Consider the following 25,816-nt stretch of genomic DNA (forward strand, 5'->3'; position numbering starts at 1 on the left):
ATAGCCCGCAGAGGCGCCTAGGCGCACAGTCGCCACAGGCTGTTCAGCAACAGTCCACCGGCCGCCAGCAACGACAGCAACAACAGTGCCTGCCGCGGACTGTGCCGCTCGAAACGGCCCTCCAACCGGCGCGCCAGGGCGTAGCCGGCCAGCACAGCCGGTGCCAGCCTGAGGCTGGCGCCCAGTACCTCGAGTGGCAGGCGGTCCTGATGGAACAGCAACAGCAGCGAGATCGGCGTGGTCAGGAGGAAGAAGGCGGCCAGCTCATCGCGCCCGTCGAGGCGCTTGCGCGTCTGGTAGACCAGTGCCATGGGCGGCCCGCCGACGGCGGTGGCGGTGCCCAGCAACCCCGAGCAGAAACCGGCGACGGCGAGGTTGCGCGGGCTGCACGACAGCGCCAGCCAGCGGTAGCTGGACAGGCTCGCCAGCAGCACGCAGGCGCCCAGCAACAGGCCCAGCCAGGCGCCGGGCAGCAGGCCGAGCAGCAGGCCGCCGCACCAGGCGCCGGGCAAGCGCGCGAGGATGGCCGGCAGCGGCCGGCGCCAGGCCAGGGCCTGGCGATTGCCGACGGCCATGCACGCGGCCAGGACGAAGCCCAGCAGCAACACCGGGCCCGGCACGTAGGCGGGATCGAGCAGGTACAGCAGGGGCGCACCCAGCAGGGCGAAGCCGATGCCCAGCCAGGCCTGCACCAGGCTGGCGAGCAACACGACCAGCAGGGCCAGGCCGTCGCCGCCGTAGTCCATGGGCGCCTGGTTCGCGAATCGACGCCCTAGCGGCCGCCGGCGCCGCTGCGCGATTGCTCGGAGTTCTCCACCAGCACCGCCTCGGCCAGCTGGTTGAGCTGTTGCCACAGCTCGATGGCGATATCCATGCCGCCCTCCAGGGCGCTCTGGCCGGCGCGGGCGAACTGCTCCGGGGCGACCTGGCGATAGCCGCTGCGCGGGGCGGCGCTGCCGTGCAGCTGGCCGCTCAGGTCGATGCGGGTGCTCAGCAGCAGGGTCAGGGTCTGGGTATCGGCCGCACTGGCGTCGGCCAGCAGGGCCTCGCTGTAGCTGGGGTAGGCGGCGCCGGCGGCGATGCTGGCGACATGCTCGCTGACCGGCTGCTTGCCGTTCTGCCAGTAGGCCAGCACGCTGATCCCCTGGCGGGCACAGTCGACCAGCAGCTTGAGGACGAACTTGCGGTTGTGGCAGTTGCGCACCTTGACGTTGACGCAGCCCTGTTCCAGCACCTTGGTCTGGGCCAGCTCGACGATGCTCGGCAGGCAGTTCAGGGCGCTGCGGCCATGGCAATCGACCAGCAGCGCCTGGCTCTCCTCGGCGAGCACCTGCAGGGCCGGGCGCTGGCTGTCGGCGACGAAGGGCAGCGAGCGCTGCAGCTCGCCGAAGCCCTGCTCGCCATGCACCTGCAACCACTTGACCAGGGCGGCGGCGTCCTCGTAGTAGCCCACCGGGTAGCCCATGCCCTCGAACACCCGCTTGAGCAGGGCGGTCAGTTCATTCGACGAAATCAGCATCAGCAATTCTCCTGCGACGGGGCCAGGGGCAAGAACCAGTCGTCCTCGAACGGCTGGCCGATATCCTCCAGCAGCGGCGCGCCCTGGAACATGGTGTTGCGCACCCACAGACGCGAGCGCGGATCGAACTTGCTGACACCGAAGAACGCCAGCTTGCAGCGCAGCAGGTGCATCGGCAGCACCTCGCGGTCCAGCAGATTGGCGCGGATCTCGCCGTAGCGGGTCTGGCTCATGCTCTGGATGCGCCGGGTGATGCCGCGTTGCTCCGGATGGCGCAGCAGGAAGCTGGCGGTGCATTGCTCCGGCTGCTCGGCCAGGTAGGCCAGCAGCTGGCGATGGCAGCGCTGCACCAGGTAACCGATGCCCAGCGGCATCTGCTTGTCGCGGCCGCTCTCCAGGCTGCAGTTGCCCAGGCGCGGCTCCTGCTTCTCCTCGGAGCGGTACCAGAAGGTCTCGGTGGCGCCCTCCGCGTCGAAATCGATGGCCAGGGCCCAGTCGTAGTGCTGCTCGATCAGGGCGCACAGCTCGCGCGCCGGCATCTGCGGCTGCAACTCGAGGTTCTCGACCAAGGTCAGGCGATCCTCCAGACCGTCGACCAGCTCGGGGTAGAGCTCCAGCAGGATACAGTTGAGCAGCTCCTGGCCCTGCAGGCCGAGCATGCGCGCGGCCCATTGCTGCAGCTGCGCCCAGCTCTGCAGCGGCTGGCTGGCGAGCCAGTCCTGCAGCCGGGCCAGGTCCTCCAGCACCTGCTGGTTGTGCCCGGTCTGCCATTCATCTTCGGTGACGGTCTGCTGGATGTGCGCGATGCCGCGCTGGACCAGCGCCTGCAGGCGGGCCAAACGCTCGGCGGTGACCTGGCCGAGGCCGCAGACCCGTGCCAGCGCCAGCTCGCGCATCTCGATCCAGCGGCTGACCAGCTGCGGATGGTTGATCAGGTAGGGCGCCATGCCCAGGCCCGTGGAGTTGCCGATGCCGAAATAGCGCTTGAGCGCCGGCTGCAGCGCCACCGCGGTCTGCGGCGCACGCTGGCGGGCGATGTGCTCGGCCTGCTGCAGGCTGAAGTTGCGCAGCATGTAGCAGACGAACATCTCGGCGGCGTAGGGCCGGGCGAAGTCCGGGTGCTTGGCGCTGACCTTCTCCCAGTCGGCCATGCCCAGCTTGCCGCTGCCGTAGACCGCGGTGGTGCGGTACAGGTAGCCGACCCGGGCGATCTGTTCGACCTCGGGCTGGCGACCGGCGCTCAGGGACTCGACCACCGAGTCGAAGTTGCGCACGCTGCGGTTGGCCCGCGACAGCACCAGCACCCGCGCATCCAGGCGCCCGGCCTCCTGCAACGGCACATTGCGCCGCAGGAACTCGACGTAGTCCTCGTCCACCTCGCCTTCGCACAGGGCCATGGTCAGGTCCCACTCGGTGGCGATTACCCGGTCGTTGCGCTTTTCCGGCGCCAGGTACTGGGAGAACAGCACGAAGCTGAACAGGTCGCCCTCGGTCTGCACCCGGTAGATCACCGTGCCGTAGCCCTCGGCATCCAGCTCGAAGCGCCGCGGCTCGATGCGCCAGCCCTCGCGCATGACCTTGCGCACCAGGCTGCGCATGAAACTCAGCCGGCTCTGGTGCAGGCTGCCGAGCCGCTCCAGGTCCATGACCACGGCGGCCGGGCGCATGGGCAGCGCCTGCGCCCCGGGCATGGCGGGATCGATGCTGGAAGGAGTAGTCATACAGGGGCCCTCGACTGGTGCAGGCCACACCTGACACTGCGGCCAGCCAGCGGCCTGCAGGGGTGCGACGGATTGTTGTTATCTGCCGTCGATGGTGGTCCAAGGTCGAGAACTGGGCAATTCAGATCGGCCTATCAGCTGATAAGGGAAACTTATCTTTATGGCCGACTCGATCAGATTAAGGACATCTATGACCAGTCTGCCGGATCCAGTTCGTTGTCGCGCAGGATGAACTCGAACAGCGCCTGGGCCGCCACCGGCAGCGAGTGGTCGGCGCGACGGACGATGCCGATGTCACGGTTGACCTGCGGGTCGCTCAGCGGAATGAAGCGCAGCTGGCCATGCTCGGCCGGGAAGGCGAAGCGCGGCAGGGTGGTGATGCCCATGCCGGCCTCGAGCATGGCCAGCAGGGAAATCATGTTGGACATGAAGAACTGCGAGTCGGCCACCAGCTCCTCCGCCTCGCTGCCGGCCAGCAGGCGCGAGGTGCCGTTGCCGATCAGGCGCTCGCCGCGCAACTGGCGCCAGCTCAGTTGCGCCTCGCCGGCCAGGCGATGGTCGCTGCGGCAGACCACGCCGATGCTGTCCTCCCAGATCGGAATGAACTGGATGTCGCTTTCCGCCTCCCACAGGCTGGCGATACCGAAATCCACCTGCTGGTTCTCGACCATGCCCAGCACCACCTCGGAACTGTCGTCGAACAGGCTGACGTGCAGGTCGGTGGCGTCACCGATGAAGCGGGTGAGGATGTCCGGCAGCAGGCGGCTGGCGATCGACGGCACCGAGGCGATGCGCAGGTGCCCGGACTTGTGCTGGGCGATCAGGCTCATGTCCTTGACCACCCGGTCGTGGTGGGCGAGCAGCTCCTTGGCGTAGACCATGAACTGCACGCCGAATGGGGTCAGCTCCGGCCGCGCCGCACGGGCGTTGCGCTTCTCGAACAGGGCCTGGCCGAGCTTGCCCTCCAGGTCGCGGATCGACAGCGAGATCGCCGGTTGGGTGCGGTGCGCCTTCTCCGCGGCGGCATGGAACCCCTGCAGTTCGGCGACCCAGACGAAATGGCGCAGTTGCACGATCTTGAGGTCAGGCAGCACGGTAAGTTTTCCTTATCGAACAATAGTTACTACTGATTTTAGTTTATTTAGAACGGCGCCTACCATTCGATCAACGCATGAGAGGAGGTGCATATGTCCGGCGAAATCTTCAGCAACTATATCCAGGGTGAGTGGGTCGCAGGCTCCAGCACCGTGGCCAATGTCAGCCCCGCCAACGTCCAGGACGTGCTGGGCCATTACGCCCAGGCCAGCGCCGAGCAGGTCGAGCAGGCCATCACCGCGGCCATCGCCGGCCAGGCGCAGTGGCAGGGCAGCGGCCTGGAGCAGCGCTACCAGGTGCTGATGGCCATCGGCGACGAGCTGATCGCCCGCAAGGCCGAGCTGGGCGAGCAGCTGGCCCGCGAAGAGGGCAAGACCCTCGCCGAGGGCATGGGCGAGGTCTATCGTTCCGGCCAGTTCTTCCAGTATTACGCCGCCGAAGTGCTGCGCCAGATGGGCGAGACCGCCGACTCGGTACGCCCGGGCGTGGAGATCGAGACCCGCCGCGAGCCGGTGGGCGTGGTCGCCATCATCACCCCGTGGAACTTCCCCATGGCCACCGCCGCCTGGAAGATCGCCCCGGCCCTGGCCTTCGGCAACGCCGTGGTGTTCAAGCCGGCCAACGCGGTACCGGCCAGCGCCTGGGCGCTGACCGAGATCATCGCCCGCCAGGGCCTGCCGGCCGGCACCTTCAACCTGGTGATGGGCAGCGGCGCCACGGTCGGCGACGCGCTGATCCACTCCAACAAGATCAATGCCCTGAGCTTCACCGGCTCGGTGGAGACCGGGCGCAAGGTGGCCAGCGCCACCGCCGCCAACTTCGTGCGTTGCCAGCTGGAGATGGGCAGCAAGAACGCCCTGATCGTGCTCGACGACGCCGACCTCGACCAGGCCGTGGAGTGTGCGCTGAACGGCGCCTTCTTCGGCACCGGGCAGAAATGCACCGCCTCCTCGCGGCTGATCGTCAGCGCCGGGGTGCACGACCGTTTCGTCGCCGCCCTAGTCGAGCGCATGGGCCAGCTCAAGGTCGGCTACCCGCTGCGCGAAGGCGTGCAGATAGGCGCGGTGATCGACGGCAAGCAGCTGGAACAGAACCTGCGCTACATCGAGCAGGCCAAAGCCGAAGGCGCCCGCCTGGTCTGTGGCGGCGAGCGCATCGAGGAGGAGTACGAGGGCTTCTACATGCGCCCGGCGTTGTTCGTCGACACCCGCAATGACATGCAGATCAACCGCGACGAGGTGTTCGGCCCGATCGCCTGCGTGATCAAGGTCGACGACTACGAACAGGCCCTGGCCACCCTCAACGACACCGACTTCGGCCTGACCGCCGGGATCATGACCCAGTCGCTGAAATACGCCAGCGACTTCAAGCGCCGGGCCAAGACCGGCTGCGTGATGGTCAACCTGCCGACTGCCGGCACCGATTACCACGTGCCGTTCGGCGGCCGCAAGAACTCCAGCTTCGGTCCGCGCGAGCAGGGCCAGTACGCCCGCGAGTTCTACACCGTGGTCAAGACCAGCTACATCCGGGCCTGAGGAGGCGCGCCATGCATGACGACCTGATCGTGATCGACGGCCTGCAGTACTCCAACTGGGACCGCGAGATCTTCAACCAGCTGCGCGAGGGCGGGGTCAGTGCGGTGCACGCGACCCTGGTCTACCACGAGAACGCCCGCGAAACCCTGAGCCGCCTGGGCGAGTGGAACCGCCGCTTCGAGCAGCACGGCGACCTGATCATGCCGGTGGCCGGTGCCGCCGACATCCGCCGGGCCAAGCAGCTGGGCAAGGTCGGGGTGTTCTTCGGCGCGCAGAACTGCTCGCCGATCGAGGACGATATCGCCCTGATCGAGGTGTTCCGCCAGCTCAACCTGCTGATCATGCAGCTGACCTACAACAACCAGAGCCTGCTGGCCACCGGTTGCTACGAGGGCAGCGACAGCGGCATCACCCGCTTCGGCAAGCAGGCCATTGCCGAAATGAACCGGGTCGGCATGCTCATCGACATGTCGCACAGCGCCGAGCGCAGCACCCTGGAGGCCATCGAGCTGTCGAGCCGGCCGATCATCATCTCCCACGCCAACCCGGGCTTCTTCCACCCGGCCAAACGCAACAAGTCGGAGGCGGTGCTGCGCGAGCTGGGCCGTTCCGGCGGCCTGCTCGGCTTCAGCCTCTACCCCTTCCACCTGCGCAACGGCTCGGACTGCACCCTGGAGCAGTTCTGCGACATGGTCGCGCGCACCGCCGACCTGATGGGCATCGACCACATCGGCATCGGCACCGACCTGTGCCAGAACCAGCCACAGTCGGTGCTGGAATGGATGCGCAGCGGCCGCTGGTCGAAGCAGGTCGACTACGGCGAGGGCTCGGCGAGCAATGCCGACTGGCCCAAGCCGCTGGGCTGGTTCGGCGACAGCCGCGACTTCCCCAACATCACCCAAGGCCTGTTGCAGCGCGGTTTCAGCGCCGAAGACACGGCCAAGGTCATGGGCCTGAACTGGCTCAACACCCTGGAGCAGGGCCTCAAGCCCGCCCAATAACTGCCCTGAACAACCAACAAGTACAAGATCCTTGTCAGGAGGCTGTAATGAATAGCACGCACTCGGCGACCCATCCGGGGAGTCCAGCCATGAGCTACAAGAGCAAGCTGCTGCACGAAGTGGATGTCCCGGTGTTCCTCATCAGCGGCGGCTTCATCCTGCTGTTCGCCGCCCTCGCTCTGTGGGACATCGAGTCGATGACCCAGTGGGTCAACGGCGCCTTCGCCTGGTCGACCAAGCTGTTCGGCGCCTACTGGCAGGTGCTGTTGCTGCTGACCTTCGGCATCGGCCTGGTGCTGGCCATAGGCCGTACCGGCCGGGTGCGCCTGGGCGCTTTGGCCAGCCCGGAGATGCCGACCTACACCTGGGTCTCGATCATCATGTGCACCCTGCTCGCCGGTGGCGGCGTGTTCTGGGCCGCGGCCGAGCCGATGGCCCACTTCCTCTCGCCGCCGCCGCTGTTCGGTGGTGACACCGGCACCCCGCAGGCGGCCTACAACGCGCTGGCGCAGGCCTTCATGCACTGGGGCTTCCTCGCCTGGGCGATCCTCGGCAGCCTCAGCGGCATCGTCCTGATGCACCTGCACTACGAGAAGGGCCTGCCGCTCAAGCCGCGCACCCTGCTCTATCCGCTGCTCGGCGAGCGCGTCATGCGCGGCTGGCTCGGCGCCCTCATCGACGCCTGCTGCGTACTCGCGGTAGTGGCCGGCACCATCGGCCCGATCGGCTTCCTCGGCCTGCAGGTGAGCTTCGGCCTGGACAAGCTGTTCGGCATCAGCAACGACTATGGCACCCAGCTGACCATCATCTGCCTGCTGGTCGGGGTCTACACCCTGTCCGCCGTGTCCGGAGTCAACCGCGGGATCAAGATCCTCAGCCAGCTCAACGTGGTGCTGGCGGTGGTGCTGATGCTGTTCATCCTGCTGTTCGGTCCGACCGCCTTCATCTTCGACGCCTACCTGCAGGCCATGGGCATCTACCTGGACAAGTTCATCCCCATGGCCACCTTCCGCGCCGATCCGGCCTGGCTGGACTGGTGGACGGTGTTCTTCTGGGGCTGGTTCCTCGGCTACGGCCCGCTGATGGCGATGTTCGTCGCGCGCATCTCCCGTGGCCGCACCATCCGTGAACTGGTGCTGATGATCTCGATAGTCGCGCCGCTGATCACCTGCTTCTGGTTCACCATCGTCGGCGGCAGCGGCCTGGCCTTCGAACTGAGCAACCCCGGCTCGGTGTCCGAAGCCTTCGCCGGCTTCAACCTGCCCGGCGCCCTGCTGGCGATCACCGCGCAGCTGCCCTGGGGCTACCTGATCTCGGTGCTGTTCCTGATCCTCACGGTGATCTTCGTCACCACCACCGGCGACTCCATGACCTACTGCATCTCCATGGTGATGACCGGCACCGACCACCCGCGCACCGAGGTTCGCATCTTCTGGGGCGTGATGATGGGCGTGGTCGCCGCGCTGCTGATCTCCATCGGTTCGGGCGGCATCAGCGCACTGCAGTCGTTCATCGTGATCACCGCCGTGCCGGTGTCCCTGGTGCTGCTGCCGGCGCTGTGGAACGCCCCGCAGATCGCCCGGCGCATGGCCGACGAACAGCAACTCTGATCCCCACCACTTTGAGGGAGCGCGGCAGCCGCCGCCTCCCTCCTTTTTATTCCCCCAAAACAGGAGCAGGCCATGAAGCAGGCCGTGAAAACCCAGCTGTTCCCGTCCAAGGCCCCGCTGGAGTGGGCGGTGATCGGCAACAGCACCCTGTACACCGCGCAGATCCCTATCGACGCCCAGGGCCAGGTGGTGCCCGGCGGCATCGAGGCGCAGGCAAGGCAGACCCTGGACAACCTCAAGCACACGCTAGAATGCGCGGGCCTGGGCCTGGACGCGGTGACCCAGGTGCTGATCTACGTCACCGACCGCAGCTACCTGGCCACGGTCAATGCGGTCTATGCCGAGTATTTCGAGGCGCCCTACCCCAATCGCGCGGCCCTGGTCATCGCCGGCCTGGCCCGCGAGGAGATGCTGGTGGAGCTGGTGGTGTACGCCGCCGCCTGATCCGCTCAGCGGCTAACGCGCCGGCTCGGCACAACCGGCCGGCGCGTCGAGCGCCCAAGCGCTCACCCGCTCGTGCGGCCACCATGCCGAACGGGCCAGCCCTCACCTTCTTGCGCGCCAGGGGCCCAGCGCCACAAGCGCTGGCGTCCCGGCCGCCGCCACCAGGCACCCAGAAAAAAGCCGCCCGATAGGGCGGCTTCTTGCATTCGTTCAGTCGACTCAGTTGCCGCCTCGACGCAGCGCCCCGGGGGTGAAGTCGCGCGGACTCAGCTCGGCATTGAAGTCGTACATCGGCTCGTTGTTGTCCAGGCCGTCGACGAAGTAGCGCTCGCCCTTGAGGTCATACAGGGTCTCCAGGGTGCTGCCGAACATCGGCACCTCGTAGTAGCTGATCGGGTGGCTTTCCTGCAGGCCGCTGAGCTCGCCGCTCTTGTCGTAGAGGTCGACGGCGAGGATCTGCCAGCTGTCCTCGTCCAGGTAGAAGCGGCGCTTGGCATAGGGATGGCTGAAGCCCTTGCGCAGGTCGGCCTCGATCACCCACACACGGTGCAGCTCGTAGCGCAGCAGCTCGGGGTTGAGGGTCTTGCGCTGGAGGATCCGCTCGTAGGGGATGCCCTGCTGGTGCACCGCATAGCTGTTGTAGGGCACCAGCATCTCGCGCTTGCCGAGCAGCTGCCACTGGTAGCGGTCCGGCGCGCCGTTGTAGGCATCGACCACGTCGGCGGTGGCCAGGCCGTTGGTGTCCGGCTGCAGGCTGTCGTAGGCGAGCATCGGCAGGCGGCGCACGCGGCGCTCGCCGCGGTTGAAGCGCCAGGCCTTGCGGATGGCCAGGACCTGGTCGAGGGTTTCCTGCACCACCAGCGCCGAACCGGCCAGCTTGGACGGCGCCACCACCTTGTACCTGTAGTAGAACAGGGTGTTGTCCAGGTCCTGCGGGCTGACGCCGTCACGCCCGTAGAGGAAGTAGACGTCGCGCTCCAGCTTGATAAGGTTGTAGGCGCCATTGGCGAGCACCGCCGCCTGGTTGGTGTGCATGCTGATCTGGTCGCCACGGTAACGCATGATGTGGTTCCAGATGGCCTGCAGCCCGTCCTCGGGCAGCGGGAAGGGAATGCCCGCGGCGACGCCCGCGACGCCGTTGCCGCCGGAGATCAGCTCGGCACGCAGCGCGTTGAAGCGGGTGGCGTCATAGATGCGCTGCGGCGCCGCGGCGCTGCGCCGGGTCGGGTAGACGTTCAGATGGTAGTCCGGGTTGTTCGCCAGCAACGCCTGGGTACCCGCCGGCAACTGGGCCCGGTACTGCTCGAGGTTGCGGCTGTCGACCCGGTACAGCGGTGCATCGCCGGCATAGGGGTCGGGATGGTGCATGCCCGGCCGGTAACTGGCCGAAGGCTGGGCCAGGCCACCCTGCCAGCTGGGGATGGTGCCAGCGGCATTGCCGGCGCGCTCGCCGCCCAGCGGGGTGAGATCCTGACCGAGGCGCGCCGCCTGGGTCTCGTCGACCTTGGCCTGAACCGGCAGCGCCAGGGCAGCCAACAGCAGAATTGAAAGTTTTCTCGACACAGCCTCCTCCTCACAGCGTATGACATTGTGCACCGCTGTTTTTTCTACCCGCACCGAGGTCGGTGGGGCTCTATTGATGCCGCTGTTTCGGTGAGGAGCCGTCCTGGCGTCGGGTGGTCCCGATCTAGTGATGTCGTCCTGGGTGGCGCCGATGGGCTCGGCGCCGAAAGCCTGGCGAATGGGTAATCAGGCGCTGCGCTGGAACTTCAGGTCCCAGACGCCATGGCCGAGGCGCTCGCCGCGCCGCTCGAACTTGGTGCTCGGACGCTCTTGCGGGCGCGGTACGTACTGGTTGTCGGCGGCCAGGTTCTGGTAACCCGGCGCCGCGCTCATGACCTCGAGCATGTGCTCGGCATAGGGCTGCCAATCGGTGGCCATGTGCAGCACGCCGCCGACCTTGAGTTTCTGCCGCACCAGTTCGGCGAAGGCCGGCTGGACGATCCGCCGCTTGTGGTGACGCGCCTTGTGCCAGGGGTCGGGGAAGAACAGCAGCAGACGGTCGAGGCTGGCGTCGGCCACGCAGTGGCGCAGCACCTCCAGGGCATCGCAGCTGTAGACCCGCACGTTGCCGAGATTCTGCGTCATCAGGCCGTTGAGCAGCGCACCGACACCCGGCTTGTGTACCTCGACGCCGATGAAGTCCTGCTCCGGGGCGGCGGCGGCCATCTCCAGCAGGGAGTGGCCCATACCGAAACCGATCTCGAAGGTGCGCGGGGCGCTGCGACCGAATACCGCGTCGAAGTCCTGGAGGCCGTCCTGCAGTTCCAGGCCGAACTTCGGCCAGCCCTGGTCGAGGCCGCGTTGCTGGCCCTCGGTCATGCGCCCGGCGCGCATGACGAAGCTCTTGATGGTGCGCAGGTGACGCTGCGCCTCGGCGGCGGCCGAGGGTTGGTGCGGATCGGTCATCGGGGGCTCTTCAAATCGGTGGTTCTTGGGTCTGCCTTGAGGGCACAACGCGCTTGGGGATCTGGCGAGCTACAGCCAGATCGTTTTTAACGCCATATGGCCGAGGCGCAGCAGATCATGCCGCGCTTCAGCGGATCAGGCCTTCCAGCGGCGAGGAAGCGCTGGCATACAGCTTCTTCGGCATGCGTCCGGCCAGGTAGGCCAGACGACCGGCCTCGATCGCGTATTTCATGGCCTCGGCCATCAGCACCGGGTTCTGCGCGTGGGCGATGGCGCTGTTCATCAGCACCGCCTCGCAGCCCAGCTCCATGGCGATGGTGGCGTCGGAGGCGGTGCCGACACCGGCATCGACCAGCACCGGCACCGTGGCTTCCTCGAGGATGATGCGCAGGTTGTAGGGGTTGCAGATGCCCAGGCCGGTGCCGATCAAACCGGCCAGCGGCATCACCGCGATGCAGCCCATCTCGGCCAGCTGGCGGGCGATGATCGGGTCGTCGCTGGTATACACCATCACGTCGAAGCCGTCCTTGACCAGCACTTCGGCGGCCTTGAGGGTCTCGATCACGTTGGGGAACAGGGTCTTCTGGTCGGCCAGCACCTCCAGCTTGACCAGCTTGTGGCCATCCAGCAGCTCGCGGGCCAGGCGGCAGGTGCGCACCGCCTCGGCGGCGTCGTAGCAGCCGGCGGTGTTCGGCAGGATGGTATAGCGCTCCGGGCTGATCACGTCGAGCAGGTTCGGCTCGCCGGGGTTCTGGCCGATGTTGGTGCGGCGCACCGCCACCGTGACGATCTCGGCGCCGGAGGCCTCGATGGCCGCGCGGGTCTCGTCGAGATCCTTGTATTTGCCGGTGCCGACCAGCAGGCGCGAACTGTAGGTGCGACCGGCAAGGGTAAAGGGCTTGTCGCTGCGAACGTGGCTCATCGGAGACTCCTCATGACGTGGACGGGCTGGCGGGGGCGAAGTGGCGTCAGCCGCCACCGATGGCGTGCACCACTTCGACCTGGTCGCCGTCGCGCAGCGCGGTGGTGGCGTGCTGGCTGCGCGGCACTATGTCCTGATTGAGTTCGACCGCCACGCGGCGCCCAGTCAGCTCGAGACGGCCGATCAGGTCGGCGACGGTCTGGCCGTCGGCCAGTTCGAAGGGTTCACCGTTCAACTGAATGTGCATGGGCAAGCGGTCCCAACTGAAGGGGGGCGGGCATTCTAGCCCGATCGCCGGGGATCACCAAGACCGCCGGCGCACCATTCGTCCAACAACCTGACCCACGGGTCAGGCCGCCACCTGGCTCAACGCTCGGCCAGGTGCCAGGCCGCCAACCCCAGGCAGAGCCAGCCGGCGAGAAAGGCCAGACCACCGAAGGGCGTTATCATGCCGAGCGCCCGCACCCCGCTGAGGCTCAGCAGGTACAGGCTGCCGGAGAACAGCAGGATGCCCAGGGCGAACAGGCCGCCGGCCAGGTTGACCAGGCGACTCGGCGCCTGCAGCGCCAGCAGAGCGACGCCGAACAGGGCCAGGGCATGGATCAGCTGATACTGGCTGCCGGTGTGGAACACCGCCAGGGCGTCGGCGGCCAACCGGCGCTTCAGGCCATGGGCGGCGAAGGCGCCGAGGGCCACACCGGTGAAACCGGCGCAGGCGGACAGCAATAACCACAGACGCGCCATGCATCACTCCAGACAGGGGGAAGGCGGCCAGTATAATGACCCACCTCCACTGTCCCGGCCAAGTCTGCATGCTCCGCTCCCTACGCCGCCAACTGCTGAAACTGCTGCTCTATTTCATGGCCGCCACGGCCTTGCTGGTGCTGCTGTTTCGCTGGCTGCCGACCCCGGGCACGACCCTGATGGTCGAGCGCAAGATCGAGTCCTGGATCGACGGCAAGCCGATCGACCTGCAGCGCAGCTGGCGCGCCTGGGACGAACTGCCGGATGACCTGAAGCTGGCGGTAATCGCGGCCGAGGACCAGAAGTTCGCCTTGCACTGGGGCTTCGACATTGCGGCGATCCAGTCGGCGCTGCGCCACAACCTGCAGGGCGGCTCGGTGCGTGGCGCCAGCACCCTGAGCCAGCAGGTGGCCAAGAACCTGTTCCTCTGGTCCGGCCGCAGCTGGCTGCGCAAGGGCATCGAGGTCTGGTTCACCGGGCTGATCGAGCTGCTCTGGCCGAAACAGCGAATTCTCGAGGTCTACCTCAACAGCGCCGAATGGGGCAACGGCGTGTTCGGCGCCGAGGCCGCCGCGCGCCATCACTTCGGTGTCGGCGCGCCCTACCTGTCACGCCAGCAGGCCAGTCTGCTGGCCGCGGTGCTGCCCAACCCCCGGCAATGGAGCGCCAGCCGACCGAGCAGCCACGTCAGCCGCCGCGCCGCCTGGATTCGCCAGCAGATGTGGCAACTCGGCGGCAGCCATTACCTCAACCAGCTGCAAGCCGCGCGCCCGCGCTGGTGGCCGCGCTGGCTCAGGGCCTGAGTCAGCAATCAACGGCGCTGTAGCGCTCGACGCGGCACGCCATGCAACAGGTGCAGACGCTCGTCCTCCAGGTGCAGGGTCAGGCCCGCCTCCGGGTAGACCCAGGCCTGGCCCTCGCTCAGCTGCAGGCGCAGGCGCGGTTGGCCCAGGCTGGCCGCCAGGCGCTCGGCGGACACATCTTGCTGCGGCCTGAGGGTCAGCTCGACCACGGCGTGACCGCCCAAGGGGGCCAGCAGCTGGCCACCGAGTGGCTGCTCATCGTCCCGGGCGCTCAGTCCAGACGCGGCCATCAGGCTGTCTCGCTCCTCCTGGCTCAACGCCACCTCGGCCTCCAGCGACCAGGGCCTGCCGTCCGCCTGCCACTCGCCGCGATAGAGCAGCCGCGGCCGATCCAGGCGCGGCTGCAGCCACAGCTCGCCATCGACCCGGGCGCTCAGCGCGGCCAGGCTCAGGCGATCGTCGGCCAGCGGCGCCAGCACCTCGGCCTGCAGCGTGTCCCACCCGGGAAGCGGCTCGGCCGGTTGTGGCGGGCGCGTCAGCCAGGCGCCCCAGGCGAAGAACAGCAGCGCCACGGCGGCGAATACCAGCCAGTGCTGCGCGCGCAGCGGTGGCATCTTCATGGTTTTTCTCCAGGCAGAAAAAAGCCGCACCCGGGTGCGGCTTTTCTCGAAGGTGGGCTCAGGCGGCGATCGAGCCCTTGAGCTTGTTCATGGCGTTCTTCTCGAGCTGGCGGATGCGCTCGGCAGAGACGTTGTACTTGGCCGCCAGGTCGTGCAGCGTGGCCTTCTCCTCGGCCAGCCAGCGCTGGTAGAGGATGTCGCGGCTACGCTCGTCGAGCCCTTCCAGGGCCTCATGCAGGTTGCTGGTGGCGTTGTCGCTCCAGTCGGCATCTTCCAGCTGGCGCGCCGGGTCGTAGCGATGGTCTTCCAGGTACTGGGCCGGAGACTGGAAAGCGCTGTCGTCATCGGCATCGCTGGCCGGGTCGAAGGAGGTGTCGTGGCCGGTCAGGCGGCTCTCCATCTCGCGCACCTCACGCGGCTCCACGCCCAGACTCTCGGCCACGGCATGCACCTCGTCGTTGTTCAGCCAGGCCAAACGTTTCTTCTGGCTGCGCAGGTTGAAGAACAACTTGCGCTGGGCCTTGGTGGTCGCCACCTTGACGATGCGCCAGTTGCGCAGGATGAACTCGTGAATCTCGGCGCGGATCCAGTGCACGGCGAAGGACACCAGGCGCACGCCCATTTCCGGGTTGAAGCGCTTGACCGCCTTCATCAGGCCGACATTGCCTTCCTGGATCAGGTCGGCCTGGGCCAGACCGTAGCCGGAGTAGCTGCGGGCGATATGCACCACGAAGCGCAAGTGGGCCAGCACCATCTGCCGCGCGGCCTCGAGATCCTGCTGATAGAAGAGGCTCTCGGCCAGCTCGCGCTCCTGCTCCGGGCTCAGCAGCGGGATGCTGTTGACCGCGTGCACGTAAGCCTCCAGATTGGCGCCGGGGACTAGGGCATGAACAGGTTGCAAAGAAGTGGACATTGGAATCCTCCGACTCACGAAACGACCGAAGTGTAGCACTGCCCGATAGGACATGGAACGCGTATACAAGTTCCGTTACAGATAGTCAATATCAACAAAAACAATGGGTTACTACTTGGGCGCCAGTTCGCGCAGGTGACGGGCGACCGCCAGCCAGGCGCCGATATAGCCGAGCAGCACCGCACCGAGCAGCAGCGACAGGCCGTCGGCGCTCGGCACCCCGCCCAGGGCGAAGTCGCTGCCGTAGAGCCCGGCCAGGCGCACCACCGCGCCATCCAGCCAGTCCAGCCCGAAGGCCAGCACCAGCCAGGCCAGCAGGCCGGCGCCGAAACCGTAGAGCGCACCCATATAGAGGAAGGGCCGGCGCACGTAGCTGTCGGTACCGCCAACCAGCTTGATCACCTCGATCTCGGTGCGCCGGTTTTCGATATGCAGGCGAATGGTATTGCCGATCACCAGCAGCAACGCCATCACCAGCAGCAGGGTCAGGCCGAAGACGAAGCGGTCGCCCAGGCCGAGGATCGCCGTCAGGCGCTCGACCCAGAGCAGGTCGAGCTGCACCTGCTGCACGCCGGGCAGGTCGGCCAGGCGCAGACGCAGGGCCTCCAGCGCGGCCTTGTCGACTTCCTTGGGCGTGACCAGCACCACCCCAGGCAGCGGATTGTCCGGCAGTTCCTTGAGCGCCTCGCCCAGCCCCGACTGCTGCTGGAACTCGGCCAGGGCTTGTTCGCGGCTGATCCATTCGGCCTCGGCGACGTCGTCCATCGCCGCGATCAGCTCGCGCAGGCCTTGCCCCTGAGCCTCGTCGGCCTCGATCTGGAGGAACAGGGAAATCTGTGCGGCGCGCTGCCAGGTGCCACCCAGACGCTCGACGTTATCCAGCAGCAGGGCCAGGCCCATGGGCAGGCTCAGGGCCACGGCCATCACCAGGCAGGTGAAGAAACTGCCGATCGGCTGTTTGCCCAGCCGGCGCAGGCTGTCGACCAGGCTGGCACGGTGGCTCTCCAGCCAGGCCTGCAGCTGAGCGCGGAAATCCTGGGTGTCATCCGGTGTGTTCGCCTCGGACTGCTTTTGCGCGGCGCCGACGCGCTGGGCTGGCTGAGGTGGCGGCATGCGGGTGGCGCTCATCAGACGGCCTCCCCGTCGCCGATCAGGCGGCCACGCTGCAGGGTCAGCATGCGATGGCGCATGCGGGCGATCAGGGCCAGGTCGTGACTGGCGATCAGCACGCTGGTGCCGAGGCGGTTGATGTCCTCGAAGACCCCCATGATCTCCGCCGCCAGGCGCGGATCGAGGTTGCCAGTGGGCTCATCGGCCAGCAGCAGAGCCGGACGATGGACGATGGCGCGGGCGATGCCGACCCGTTGCTGCTGGCCGGTGGACAGGTCGCCGGGGAACAGCTCGGCCTTGTCTGCCAGGGCCACGCGCTCCAGGGCCGAAGCGACCCGCTTGCCGATCTCCGGCTTGGACAGGCCGAGGATCTGCAGCGGCAGGGCGACGTTGTCAAACACGCTGCGGTCGAACAGCAACTGATGGTTCTGAAACACCACGCCGATCTGCCTACGCAGGAAGGGAATCTGCGCATTGGTGATCTGCGCCAGGTCCTGGCCGGCCAGCAGCAGCTTGCCGCTGGTAGGTCGCTCCATCGCCAGGATCAGGCGCAGCAGGGTGCTCTTGCCTGCGCCGGAATGCCCGGTGACGAACAGAAACTCGCCGCGACGCACGCGAAAACTCAGCTCGTGCAGTCCGACGTGACCGTTGGGGTAACGTTTACCGACCTGCTCGAATCGGATCATCCCCGCTCCCGCTGCTGAAACAATGCCTGGACGAAGGGTTCGGCCTCGAACGTACGCAGGTCGTCGATACCCTCGCCGACACCAATGTAGCGGATCGGCAGGCCGAACTGCTTGGCCAGGGCGAAAATCACCCCGCCCTTGGCGGTACCATCGAGCTTGGTCAGGGCCAGGCCGGTCAGGTTGACCGTCTGGTTGAACTGCTTGGCCTGGCTGATGGCGTTCTGCCCGGTGCCGGCGTCCAGCACCAGCAGCACCTCGTGCGGCGCCGTGTCGTCGAGCTTGCCGATCACCCGGCGGACCTTCTTCAGCTCTTCCATCAGGTTGTCCTTGGTGTGCAGGCGCCCCGCCGTGTCGGCGATCAGCACATCCATGCCGCGGGCCTTGGCGGCCTGCACCGCATCGAAGATCACCGAGGCGGAGTCGGCACCGGTGTGCTGGGCGATCACCGCAATCTGGTTGCGCTCGCCCCACACCTGCAACTGCTCCACCGCGGCGGCGCGAAAGGTATCGCCGGCCGCCAGCATGACCTTCTTGCCTTCCTGCTGCAGCCTGCACGCCAGTTTGCCGATGGTGGTGGTCTTGCCGGCACCGTTCACCCCGACCACCAGGATCACATAGGGCTGCTTGCTCGAATCGATGCGCAGCGGCTGCTCGACCGGCTTGAGCAGCGCGGTGAGCTCCTGCTGCAAGGCGGTGTAGAGCGCGCCGCTGTCGGTCAGCTGCTTGCGTGCGACCTTCTGGGTCAGGCTCTGAATGATCGCGGTCGTCGCCTCGACGCCGACGTCGGCGGTCAGCAGGCGGGTCTCGATCTCGTCGAGCAGGTCGTCGTCGATGGCCTTCTTGCCGAGGAACAGGCTGGCCATGCCCTCGCCGAGGCTGGCGCTGGTCTTCGACAGGCCCTGTTTGAGGCGGGCGAACCAGCCGCCCTGGTTGTCGCCTGGCTTGGCCTGCTCGACCGGCGCTACGGCAGAGGGTGCTGCGGCAGCCGATGCTGCGGCAGCCGATGACGGGGCAGCCTGCGCAGCGGCGCCCGACGCAGCGGCGCTCGACGCGACGGCGCCCGACGCAGCGGCGCTCGACGCGACGGCGCCCGACGCAGCGGCGCCCGACTCTGGCGCAGCAGGCGGCTCGACCGGCGGCGCCTGCACCGGCGCATGCAGCACCTCGCTGCCGGCATTGATGCGAAAGCGCGAAGGCCGGGACGGCGCGACAGGCTCGGCAGCCGGTTCCACGTCGGCCGCTTCGCCATGGGCTGCTGGCGCGGTCGGCTGGGGAGCGGGCGCTTCGGCGGCCGGAGCAGGTTCCGCAGGCTCGGCCGTCGGCGCAGTGGATTCGCCACCGGCGGGCTGTTGCGGCTTCTTGCGAAACCAGCCAAACAGGTCCTTCTTCTCCGCTGCTTTTTTCTCGGCAGAAGGCGTTACGGGGGCTTTCTTGTCGTCGTTGGAACCAAACATGGAGGACGGCTATCTCAAAGGAGCGACGCGCCGGCAAGCGGGTCTGGATAATCGGCTTCGCGGCAGGCGGCAGGAACATCGCCGTGCCCAGGAAACTATCCAGACGCCATACCAGGCATGGCCGCCAGTAAAACGGATGCGTATCCTAGCACCTCCGCGCCCGCCTACGCTAAGTCCAAGCGGGCCCGTCCGACAGGTCGACAATCGATGAATAAACTTGCTCGCCACGCCGTCGCCATCCTAGTCCTTGGCGCGCTCTGCCCCCCCTTGCTGGCATTCGCCGCCGAACCACAGCCCACCCATGAGTTCAGCCTGGATAACGGCCTCAAGGTCATCGTCCGCGAGGATCATCGCGCCCCGGTGGTGGTGTCCCAGCTCTGGTACAAGGTTGGCTCCAGCTACGAGACGCCGGGCCAGACCGGCCTGTCCCATGCCCTCGAACACATGATGTTCAAGGGCAGCCGCAAGCTGGGCCCCGGCGAGGCCTCGCGCATCCTGCGCGAACTGGGCGCCGAGGAAAACGCCTTCACCAGCGACGACTACACCGCCTACTACCAGGTGCTGGCGCGCGATCGCCTGGCCGTGGCCCTGGAGCTGGAGGCCGACCGCCTGGCCAGCCTCAAGCTGCCGGCCGACGAGTTCGAGCGCGAGATCGAGGTTATCAAGGAGGAGCGCCGCCTGCGCACCGACGACAAACCCTCGAGCAAGGCCTTCGAACGCTTCAAGGCCATGGCCTACCCGGCCAGCGGCTATCACACCCCGACCATCGGCTGGATGGCCGACCTCGAGCGCATGAGCGTCGCCGAACTGCGCCACTGGTACCAGAGCTGGTACGTGCCGAATAACGCCACCCTGGTGGTGGTCGGCGATGTCGGCGCCGACGAGGTGAAGACCCTGGCCCAGCGCTATTTCGGCAACATCCCCAGCCGCCCCCTGCCGGCGGCCAAGGCCCCGCGCGAACTCGCCGCCCCCGGCGAGCGCCGCCTCACCCTCTACCTGCAGACCCAGCTGCCGAGCCTGCTGATGGGCTTCAACGTGCCCAGTCTGGCCACCGCCGAACAACCGCGCCAGGTCCACGCCCTGCGCCTGATCGCCACCCTGCTCGACGGCGGCTACAGCGCCCGCCTGCCCAGCCACCTGGAGCGCGAGCAGGAACTGGTGTCCGGCGCCTCGGCCTGGTACAACGCCTATGCCCGCGGCGACAGCCTGTTCATGCTCTCGGCCACCCCCAACGTGCAGACCGGCAAGACCCTGGATCAGGCCGAGGCCGGCCTGTGGCAGGAACTGCAGGACCTGCAACAGAATCCACCGTCGGCCGAGGAACTGGCGCGGGTGCGTGCTCAAGTCATCGCCGGCCTGGTCTTCGAGCGCGACTCCATCACCAGCCAGGCCACCGCCATCGGCCAGCTGGAAACCGTCGGCCTGTCCTGGACGCTGATGGACCAGGAGCTGGCCGAGCTGGAGGCCGTCACCCCGGCCGACATCCAGGCCGCGGCCAAGACCTTCTTTACCCGCGAGCGCCTGAGCGTCGCCCATGTACTACCCGAGGAGAAGCGCGATGAGTGAGCGCAATGGCCTGCGCTACGGCCTGCTCGGCCTGGCGATCCTGGTTCTGCTGGCAATCCTGCTCCTGCTGGCCAACCGCGCGGACGCGCCCACCGAAGCCCCGCCGGCGCCACCGGCCGATGCGGCCAAGCTGGCGTCCCTGGCCGAGATCAATGGCCAGACGCCCGATGGGCGCCAGCTCGAGATCCACAGCTGGCAGACCGCCGAGGGCGCCAAGGTGCTGTTCGTCGAGGCCCGCGAGCTGCCGATGTTCGACCTGCGCCTGACCTTCGCCGCCGGCAGCAGCCAGGACGGCGACGTACCGGGCCTGGCCATGCTGACCAACGCCATGCTCAACGAGGGCGTGCCGGGTCGCGACGTGAGCGCCATCGCCGAGGGTTTCGAGAGCCTCGGCGCCGAGTTCGGCAACGGCGCCTACCGCGACATGGCGATCGCCAGCCTGCGCAGCCTGAGCGCGCCGGAGCTGCGCGAGCCGGCCCTGCGCTTGTTCGAGCAGGTCATCGGCCAGCCGACCTTCCCCGAGGACGCCCTGCTGCGCATCAAGAACCAGGTGCTGGCCGGCTTCGAGTACCAGAAGCAGAACCCGGGCACCCTGGCCAGCCAGCAGCTGTTCAAGCGCCTGTATGGCGAGCACCCCTACGCCCACCCCAGCGACGGCACGGCCGAATCCATCCCGCCGATCAGCCGCGAGCAGCTGCAGGCCTTCCATGCCAAGGCCTACGCCGCCGGCAACGCGGTGATCGCCCTGGTCGGCGACCTCTCGCGCAGCGAGGCCGAGGCCCTGGCCGCGGCGGTGTCCGCCGCCCTGCCGCCGGGCCCGGCGCTGCCGCGAATCGGCCAGCCGCAGGAACCGGCGGGTGGCACCAGCCACATCGACTTCCCGTCCAACCAGACTCACCTGATGATCGCCCAGCTCGGCATCGACCGCCGCGACCCGGACTACGCCGCGCTCTACCTGGGCAACCAGATCTTCGGCGGCGGCGGCTTCGGCACCCGCCTGATGGAAGAGGTACGCGAGAAACGCGGCCTGACCTACGGCATCTACTCCGGGTTCAGCGCCATGCAGGCACGCGGGCCCTTCATGATCAACCTGCAGACCCGCGCCGAACTCAGCGAGGGTACCCTGCAGCTGGTCAAGGACCTGCTGGCCGAATACCTGGCCAAGGGGCCGACCCAGAAGGAACTGGACGACGCCAAGCGCGAACTGGCCGGCAGCTTCCCGCTGTCCACCGCCAGCAATGCGGCCATCGTCGGCCAGCTCGGCTCCATGGGCTTCTATGACCTGCCCCTGACCCACCTGCAGGACTTCATGCACGAGATCAAGGCCCTGACCACCGAGCAGGTGCGTACGGCCATGGCCAAGCACCTGGACCCGGACGGTCTGGTGATCGTCAGCGCCGGCCCGAGCGTCGCCCAGAAGGAGCTGCCGCCCCCCACCGACAATACCGCCGAGCAACCCGCCGGCGTTCCGGAGCACTGATGCGCAAGCCCCACAAAGCGCCACCCGCCCATGGCGGCGACGGCCAACTCAGGATCATCGCCGGACAATGGCGCTCGCGTCAGTTCGGCTTCCCCATGGCCCACGGCCTGCGCCCCACGCCCAACCGCGTGCGCGAAACCCTGTTCAATTGGCTGGCGCCCTATGTCGAGGGCGCCAAGGTGCTCGACCTGTTCACCGGCAGCGGCGCGCTGTTTCTCGAGGCCCTCTCGCGCGGGGCCGCCAGCGCCCTGGCCCTAGACCTCAACCCGAACGCCATCGCCAGCCTGCGCGGCCACCTGCTGACCCTGCGCTGCGACAACGGCCAGCTGCTGCAGACCGATGCCCTGCGCTATTTGGCCGAGCAGCCCGCCACGCCCTACGACCTGGTCTTCCTCGACCCGCCGTTCAGCCAGGACCTGCTGCTGCCGGCCTGCAGCCTGCTGGAAGCCCGAGGCTGGCTGGCCGACGATGCCTGGGTCTATACCGAGAGCGAGCAGCCACCCTCGAGCCTCGGTCTGCCCGGCAACTGGCGATTGCACCGCGAGCAGAAGGCCGGTCAGGTGTATTACGCACTCTGGCAGCGCAGCGCGCCCGCCGAGTGAGGCGGCGCCGAACGGCTGCCCGCACGCCACGACAAGGCCTCAGGCGACAACCATGAGCATGATCTTCAGACCCGCCTGGTGGCTGCCGGGTCCGCACCTGCAGACCCTGTGGAACCCGCTGTTGCGCAAGCCGCCACAGCTGTCGCGTGAGCGCGAGCGGCTGTGGCTGGAGGATGGCGACTTTCTCGACCTCGACTGGTGCGGCCGCCACGAGGCCACCGCCCCGCTGGTGCTGGTGCTGCATGGCCTGACCGGTTCGTCCAGCTCGCTCTATGTACTGGGCCTGCAGCAGGCTCTGGCCGCTCGCGGCTGGGCCAGCGTGGCGCTGAACTGGCGCGGCTGCTCGGGCGAGCCCAACCTGCTGGCGCGCGGCTACCATTCCGGCGCCAGCGAGGACCTGGCCGAGGTCCTGAGTCACCTGCATGCACAGCGGCCGATGGCGCCGCTGTACGCGGTGGGCTACTCGCTGGGCGGCAACGTGCTGCTCAAGTACCTGGGTGAAACCGGCGCCGACAACCCACTGCATGGCGCCGTGGCGGTCTCGGTGCCGTTTCGCCTGGATCAGTGCGCCGACCGCCTGGGCCAGGGCTTCTCGCGGATCTACCAGGCGCATTTCATGAACGAGATGGTGGCCTACGTGAAGACCAAGCAGCGCCTGTTCGCCCACAAGGGCATGGCCGATCGCCTGGCCGCCCTGGAGCAGCTGGGACCGCTGGACGGCATGCGCACCTTCTGGGACTTCGACGGCCGCGTCACCGCCCCGCTGCACGGTTTCAGCGACGCCCAGGACTACTATAGGCGCGCCTCCAGCCACTATTTCCTCGGCCGCATCCAGACCCCATCCCTGATCATCCAGGCCGCCGACGACCCCTTCGTGTTCCGCCACAGCCAGCCGCAGGCGCAGCAACTGTCAGCCTGCACCCAGTTCGAACTGCACGCCCACGGTGGCCATGTCGGCTTCGTCGATGGCTCGCCGCGGCGGCCCGGCTACTACCTGGAGCGGCGCATCCCGCAGTGGCTGTCCGCGCGGGCCAGCGGATAGAAGCCGCAGGCTGGCGCTGGATACTCAGGGGCTAGCGGCGCAGGACGCAGCCCATGCAGGCGCCAGTTTTTCTGCGGGTTGCGCCCCCGTTTCGGCTCAGATCACCTGCTCCAGCGGCACGTAGAGCTTCTGGTACAGGGCGTCCACCGCCTCGCGCGCTTCGGGCGCGATATAGCCCCCCTCCAGCGCCAGCACCTGGTAGATGCCGCGGCGCAGCATCGCCTCGCTGAGGTCGCCGGCCTGGCCGCGGGTGGTGCACAGGAAGCGCACCCAGGAGGTCATGATGATCCAGGCATTGAGGGTCAGCGCCTCGAGCTGCGCCGGGTTCATCAGCAGGATGCCGGCGTCGACGAAGCCCTGGTAGATCCGCTGCGCCCCCTGCAGGCAGCGCTGGGCGAAGAGCCGGTAGCGCTCGGCCAGCTGCGCATCGCTGTCGAGCAGGTGCTCCAGATCGCGATGCAGGAAGCGGTAGTGCCACATCGCCGCCAACAGCGCCTCCAGGTAGAAGGTCTTGTCGGCGATGGTCAGCGCGCGACCCTCGGGCAGGCGCAGGAAGCTGTCGACCTGGTCTTCGTAGCGCGCGAACAGCTCGGCGATGATCGCCTGCTTGTTGCGGAAGTGGTAGTACAGGTTGCCCGGCGAAATCCCCAGGTGCGCGGCAATGTGGTTGGTGCTGATCGCGCGCTCACCCTGGGCATTGAACAGCTCCAGGCTGGCTTGAATGATCCGCTCGCGGGTTTTCACAGGGGGCGCCATGGTACGGCTCGCTCTCGACTCGGGTTGGAAGCCGCTGGCAGCGGCCCGGCAAAGGTACACGGGGCCACCAGCGAAGTGTCAACCGCGGACCATCGGCCAGGCCCAGCGGCGCGACGGCTGCGCCGACATTTGACAGATTAGAGCAATTGCTCTAAAAATCCAGCACACTCTCCGGGAACCCGCACCACCGGTTCCCCCTCCCGGACTGCCGAGGAACCCGCAATGGTCGCCGACATCGCCTACCTGGAACAAAGCCTGCAGCACAATCAGGCACTGATCGAGCAGCTGCACACCACCTTCGCCCACCAACGCCAGGCGTTCCAGGCCAACCCTATGCCGTCCGCGGAGCAGCGCCTGCAGTGGCTCAAGGCCCTGCGCGAGGTGCTCGCCAACCAGCAGCAGGCGCTGATCCAGGCGATCTCCCAGGACTTCAGCAACCGCTCGGCCGACGAGACCCTGCTCGCCGAACTGATGCCCAGCCTGCACGGCATCCACTACGCCAGCAAACGCCTGAAGCGCTGGATGAAACCCTCTCGGCGCAGCGTCGGCCTGCAGTTCCTGCCGGCCTCGGCCAAGGTGGTCTACCAGCCGCTCGGCGTGGTCGGCGTCATAGTGCCCTGGAACTACCCGCTGTTCCTCGCCATCGGCCCGCTGGTCGGGGCGCTGGCCGCCGGCAACCGGGTGATGATCAAGATGAGCGAGTCGACCCCGGCCACCTCGCAGCTGCTCAAGGACCTGCTGGCGCAGATCTTTCCCGAGGACCTGGTCAGCGTGGTGCTGGGCGAGGCGGAAGTGGGCATGGCCTTCTCCAAGCTGCCGTTCGACCACCTGCTGTTCACCGGCGCCACCAGCATCGGCAAGCAGGTGATGCGCGCCGCCGCCGACAACCTGACCCCGGTGACCCTGGAACTGGGCGGCAAGTCGCCAGCCATCGTCAGCGCCGAGGTGCCGCTGAGCGACGCCGCCGAGCGCATCGCCTTCGGCAAGACCCTCAACGCCGGCCAGACCTGCGTGGCCCCGGACTACGTGCTGGTGCCCAAGGACCGGGTCGAGGGCTTCGTCGCCGCCTACCGCGCCGCCGTGCAGGGCTTCTACCCGCAGCTGGCGGACAACCCGGACTACACCGCGATCATCAACGAGCGCCAGCAGCAGCGCCTCAACGGCTACCTCGCCGACGCCCAGAGCAAGGGCGCGACCGTCATCCCGCTGTTCGCCGAGGCACAGGGCCGGCGCATGCCGCACAGCCTGCTGCTCAACGTCAGCGACGAGATGAAGGTGATGCAGGACGAGATCTTCGGCCCGCTGCTGCCGATCGTGCCCTACGAGGGCATCGAGGCGGCCTTCGCCTACGTCAACCAGCGCCCGCGGCCGCTGGCGCTCTATTACTTCGGCTACGACAAGGGCGAGCAGCAGCGCGTGCTGCACGAAACCCACTCCGGCGGCGTATGCCTGAACGACACCCTGCTGCACGTGGCCCAGGACGACATGCCATTCGGCGGCATCGGCCCCTCCGGCATGGGCCATTACCATGGCCACGAGGGCTTCCTGACCTTCAGCAAGGCCAAGGGCGTGTTCATCAAGCAGCGCTTCAATGCCGCCAGGCTGATCTACCCGCCGTACGGCCAGGCCCTGCAGAAGCTGGTCTACAAGCTGTTCGTCCGCTAGCCCGCCACCGGCCCGGCCGCTGTCGACCGGGCCCTTCCTCGACCACTGCCGGTGACAAC

General features: G+C 67.5%; 25 protein-coding genes. 10 read left to right on the forward strand and 15 right to left on the reverse strand.

Annotation, left to right across the window (positions count from 1 at the left end; all coding sequences use genetic code 11):
- Window positions 1-17: 17 nt before the first annotated feature.
- The 4 genes from AB5S05_RS07595 to AB5S05_RS07610 form a co-directional block, all read right to left on the reverse strand.
- Entirely contained in the window at window positions 18-746 is a 729-nt protein-coding gene (locus AB5S05_RS07595; protein WP_369286897.1) for a TSUP family transporter, read from the reverse strand.
- Window positions 747-772: 26 nt separating this feature from the next.
- Entirely contained in the window at window positions 773-1,519 is a 747-nt protein-coding gene (locus AB5S05_RS07600; protein WP_369286898.1) for a DUF3726 domain-containing protein, read from the reverse strand.
- A complete protein-coding gene (locus AB5S05_RS07605; protein ID WP_369286899.1) occupies window positions 1,519-3,240 on the reverse strand; it encodes a hypothetical protein in 1,722 nt (573 codons plus the stop codon). The genes AB5S05_RS07600 and AB5S05_RS07605 overlap by 1 nt, the downstream gene beginning before the upstream one ends.
- A gap of 188 nt (window positions 3,241-3,428) precedes the next feature.
- Entirely contained in the window at window positions 3,429-4,334 is a 906-nt protein-coding gene (locus tag AB5S05_RS07610; protein WP_369286900.1) for a LysR family transcriptional regulator, read from the reverse strand.
- 93 nt (window positions 4,335-4,427) lie between these two features.
- Here AB5S05_RS07610 and AB5S05_RS07615 point away from each other — a divergent pair, with 93 nt between their 5' ends.
- From AB5S05_RS07615 to AB5S05_RS07630, 4 genes are all read left to right on the forward strand, one after another.
- Complete coding sequence (locus AB5S05_RS07615) at window positions 4,428-5,870, forward strand: aldehyde dehydrogenase family protein (protein ID WP_369286901.1); 1,443 nt, start codon at window positions 4,428-4,430, stop codon at window positions 5,868-5,870.
- 11 nt (window positions 5,871-5,881) lie between these two features.
- Complete coding sequence (locus AB5S05_RS07620; protein ID WP_369286902.1) at window positions 5,882-6,871, forward strand: membrane dipeptidase; 990 nt, start codon at window positions 5,882-5,884, stop codon at window positions 6,869-6,871.
- A gap of 47 nt (window positions 6,872-6,918) precedes the next feature.
- The gene (locus tag AB5S05_RS07625) at window positions 6,919-8,481 is read left to right on the forward strand and encodes a BCCT family transporter (RefSeq protein ID WP_369286903.1); all 1,563 of its coding nucleotides are present in this window, start codon (window positions 6,919-6,921) and stop codon (window positions 8,479-8,481) included.
- A gap of 72 nt (window positions 8,482-8,553) precedes the next feature.
- Window positions 8,554-8,925: a RidA family protein gene (locus AB5S05_RS07630; RefSeq protein WP_369286904.1), complete on the forward strand. Its 372-nt coding sequence runs from the start codon at window positions 8,554-8,556 to the stop codon at window positions 8,923-8,925.
- A 219-nt stretch (window positions 8,926-9,144) separates the two neighbouring features.
- Here the strand turns inward: AB5S05_RS07630 and AB5S05_RS07635 are convergent, their stop codons facing one another.
- From AB5S05_RS07635 to AB5S05_RS07655, 5 genes are all read right to left on the reverse strand, one after another.
- The gene (locus tag AB5S05_RS07635; protein WP_369286905.1) at window positions 9,145-10,488 is read right to left on the reverse strand and encodes a DUF1329 domain-containing protein; all 1,344 of its coding nucleotides are present in this window, start codon (window positions 10,486-10,488) and stop codon (window positions 9,145-9,147) included.
- Window positions 10,489-10,674: 186 nt separating this feature from the next.
- Window positions 10,675-11,346, reverse strand: a complete 672-nt coding sequence (trmB, locus tag AB5S05_RS07640) for a tRNA (guanosine(46)-N7)-methyltransferase TrmB (RefSeq protein WP_369287027.1) — start codon at window positions 11,344-11,346, stop codon at window positions 10,675-10,677.
- 175 nt (window positions 11,347-11,521) lie between these two features.
- Complete coding sequence (locus tag AB5S05_RS07645; protein WP_369286906.1) at window positions 11,522-12,316, reverse strand: thiazole synthase; 795 nt, start codon at window positions 12,314-12,316, stop codon at window positions 11,522-11,524.
- Window positions 12,317-12,362: 46 nt separating this feature from the next.
- Window positions 12,363-12,563, reverse strand: a complete 201-nt coding sequence (gene thiS / locus AB5S05_RS07650) for a sulfur carrier protein ThiS (protein ID WP_369286907.1) — start codon at window positions 12,561-12,563, stop codon at window positions 12,363-12,365.
- Between the two features lie 119 nt (window positions 12,564-12,682).
- Complete coding sequence (locus tag AB5S05_RS07655; RefSeq protein WP_369286908.1) at window positions 12,683-13,060, reverse strand: DUF423 domain-containing protein; 378 nt, start codon at window positions 13,058-13,060, stop codon at window positions 12,683-12,685.
- Window positions 13,061-13,128: 68 nt separating this feature from the next.
- Here AB5S05_RS07655 and mtgA point away from each other — a divergent pair, with 68 nt between their 5' ends.
- Window positions 13,129-13,863, forward strand: coding sequence for a monofunctional biosynthetic peptidoglycan transglycosylase (gene mtgA, locus AB5S05_RS07660; protein ID WP_369286909.1), 735 nt, complete (start codon window positions 13,129-13,131; stop codon window positions 13,861-13,863).
- An 8-nt stretch (window positions 13,864-13,871) separates the two neighbouring features.
- Here the strand turns inward: mtgA and AB5S05_RS07665 are convergent, their stop codons facing one another.
- The 5 genes from AB5S05_RS07665 to ftsY all read right to left on the reverse strand — a co-directional run bounded on the left by AB5S05_RS07665 (window position 13,872) and on the right by ftsY (window position 18,646).
- On the reverse strand, window positions 13,872-14,483 hold the full coding sequence (locus AB5S05_RS07665) for a hypothetical protein (RefSeq protein WP_369286910.1): 612 nt from the start codon (window positions 14,481-14,483) through the stop codon (window positions 13,872-13,874).
- A 58-nt stretch (window positions 14,484-14,541) separates the two neighbouring features.
- Entirely contained in the window at window positions 14,542-15,396 is an 855-nt protein-coding gene (gene rpoH, locus AB5S05_RS07670; protein WP_369286911.1) for an RNA polymerase sigma factor RpoH, read from the reverse strand.
- 111 nt (window positions 15,397-15,507) lie between these two features.
- Window positions 15,508-16,524, reverse strand: a complete 1,017-nt coding sequence (ftsX, locus tag AB5S05_RS07675; protein WP_369286912.1) for a permease-like cell division protein FtsX — start codon at window positions 16,522-16,524, stop codon at window positions 15,508-15,510.
- Complete coding sequence (gene ftsE, locus AB5S05_RS07680; protein WP_369286913.1) at window positions 16,524-17,192, reverse strand: cell division ATP-binding protein FtsE; 669 nt, start codon at window positions 17,190-17,192, stop codon at window positions 16,524-16,526. The genes ftsX and ftsE overlap by 1 nt, the downstream gene beginning before the upstream one ends.
- Window positions 17,189-18,646: a signal recognition particle-docking protein FtsY gene (gene ftsY / locus AB5S05_RS07685; protein WP_369286914.1), complete on the reverse strand. Its 1,458-nt coding sequence runs from the start codon at window positions 18,644-18,646 to the stop codon at window positions 17,189-17,191. Before ftsY ends, ftsE begins: the two co-directional genes overlap by 4 nt.
- 207 nt (window positions 18,647-18,853) lie before the next feature.
- Between ftsY and AB5S05_RS07690 the strand changes: the two genes are divergently transcribed.
- From AB5S05_RS07690 to AB5S05_RS07705, 4 genes are read left to right on the forward strand one after another with little or no spacing between them, the layout of a single operon-like run.
- A complete protein-coding gene (locus tag AB5S05_RS07690; protein WP_369286915.1) occupies window positions 18,854-20,212 on the forward strand; it encodes a M16 family metallopeptidase in 1,359 nt (452 codons plus the stop codon).
- Complete coding sequence (locus AB5S05_RS07695; protein WP_369286916.1) at window positions 20,205-21,692, forward strand: M16 family metallopeptidase; 1,488 nt, start codon at window positions 20,205-20,207, stop codon at window positions 21,690-21,692. Before AB5S05_RS07690 ends, AB5S05_RS07695 begins: the two co-directional genes overlap by 8 nt.
- Window positions 21,692-22,294, forward strand: coding sequence for a 16S rRNA (guanine(966)-N(2))-methyltransferase RsmD (rsmD, locus tag AB5S05_RS07700; protein WP_369286917.1), 603 nt, complete (start codon window positions 21,692-21,694; stop codon window positions 22,292-22,294). Before AB5S05_RS07695 ends, rsmD begins: the two co-directional genes overlap by 1 nt.
- 52 nt (window positions 22,295-22,346) lie before the next feature.
- Window positions 22,347-23,336, forward strand: a complete 990-nt coding sequence (locus tag AB5S05_RS07705; protein ID WP_369286918.1) for a hydrolase — start codon at window positions 22,347-22,349, stop codon at window positions 23,334-23,336.
- Window positions 23,337-23,432: 96 nt separating this feature from the next.
- On the opposite strand, the gene AB5S05_RS07710 is transcribed toward AB5S05_RS07705, so the two are convergent.
- Window positions 23,433-24,092, reverse strand: coding sequence for a TetR/AcrR family transcriptional regulator (locus AB5S05_RS07710; RefSeq protein ID WP_369286919.1), 660 nt, complete (start codon window positions 24,090-24,092; stop codon window positions 23,433-23,435).
- Between the two features lie 222 nt (window positions 24,093-24,314).
- Here AB5S05_RS07710 and AB5S05_RS07715 point away from each other — a divergent pair, with 222 nt between their 5' ends.
- Window positions 24,315-25,757, forward strand: coding sequence for a coniferyl aldehyde dehydrogenase (locus AB5S05_RS07715; RefSeq protein WP_369286920.1), 1,443 nt, complete (start codon window positions 24,315-24,317; stop codon window positions 25,755-25,757).
- The last annotated feature ends 59 nt before the right edge of the window (window positions 25,758-25,816 follow it).

The organism is Pseudomonas zhanjiangensis (genome assembly GCF_041027545.1).
Lineage (GTDB): Bacteria > Pseudomonadota > Gammaproteobacteria > Pseudomonadales > Pseudomonadaceae > Aquipseudomonas > Aquipseudomonas zhanjiangensis.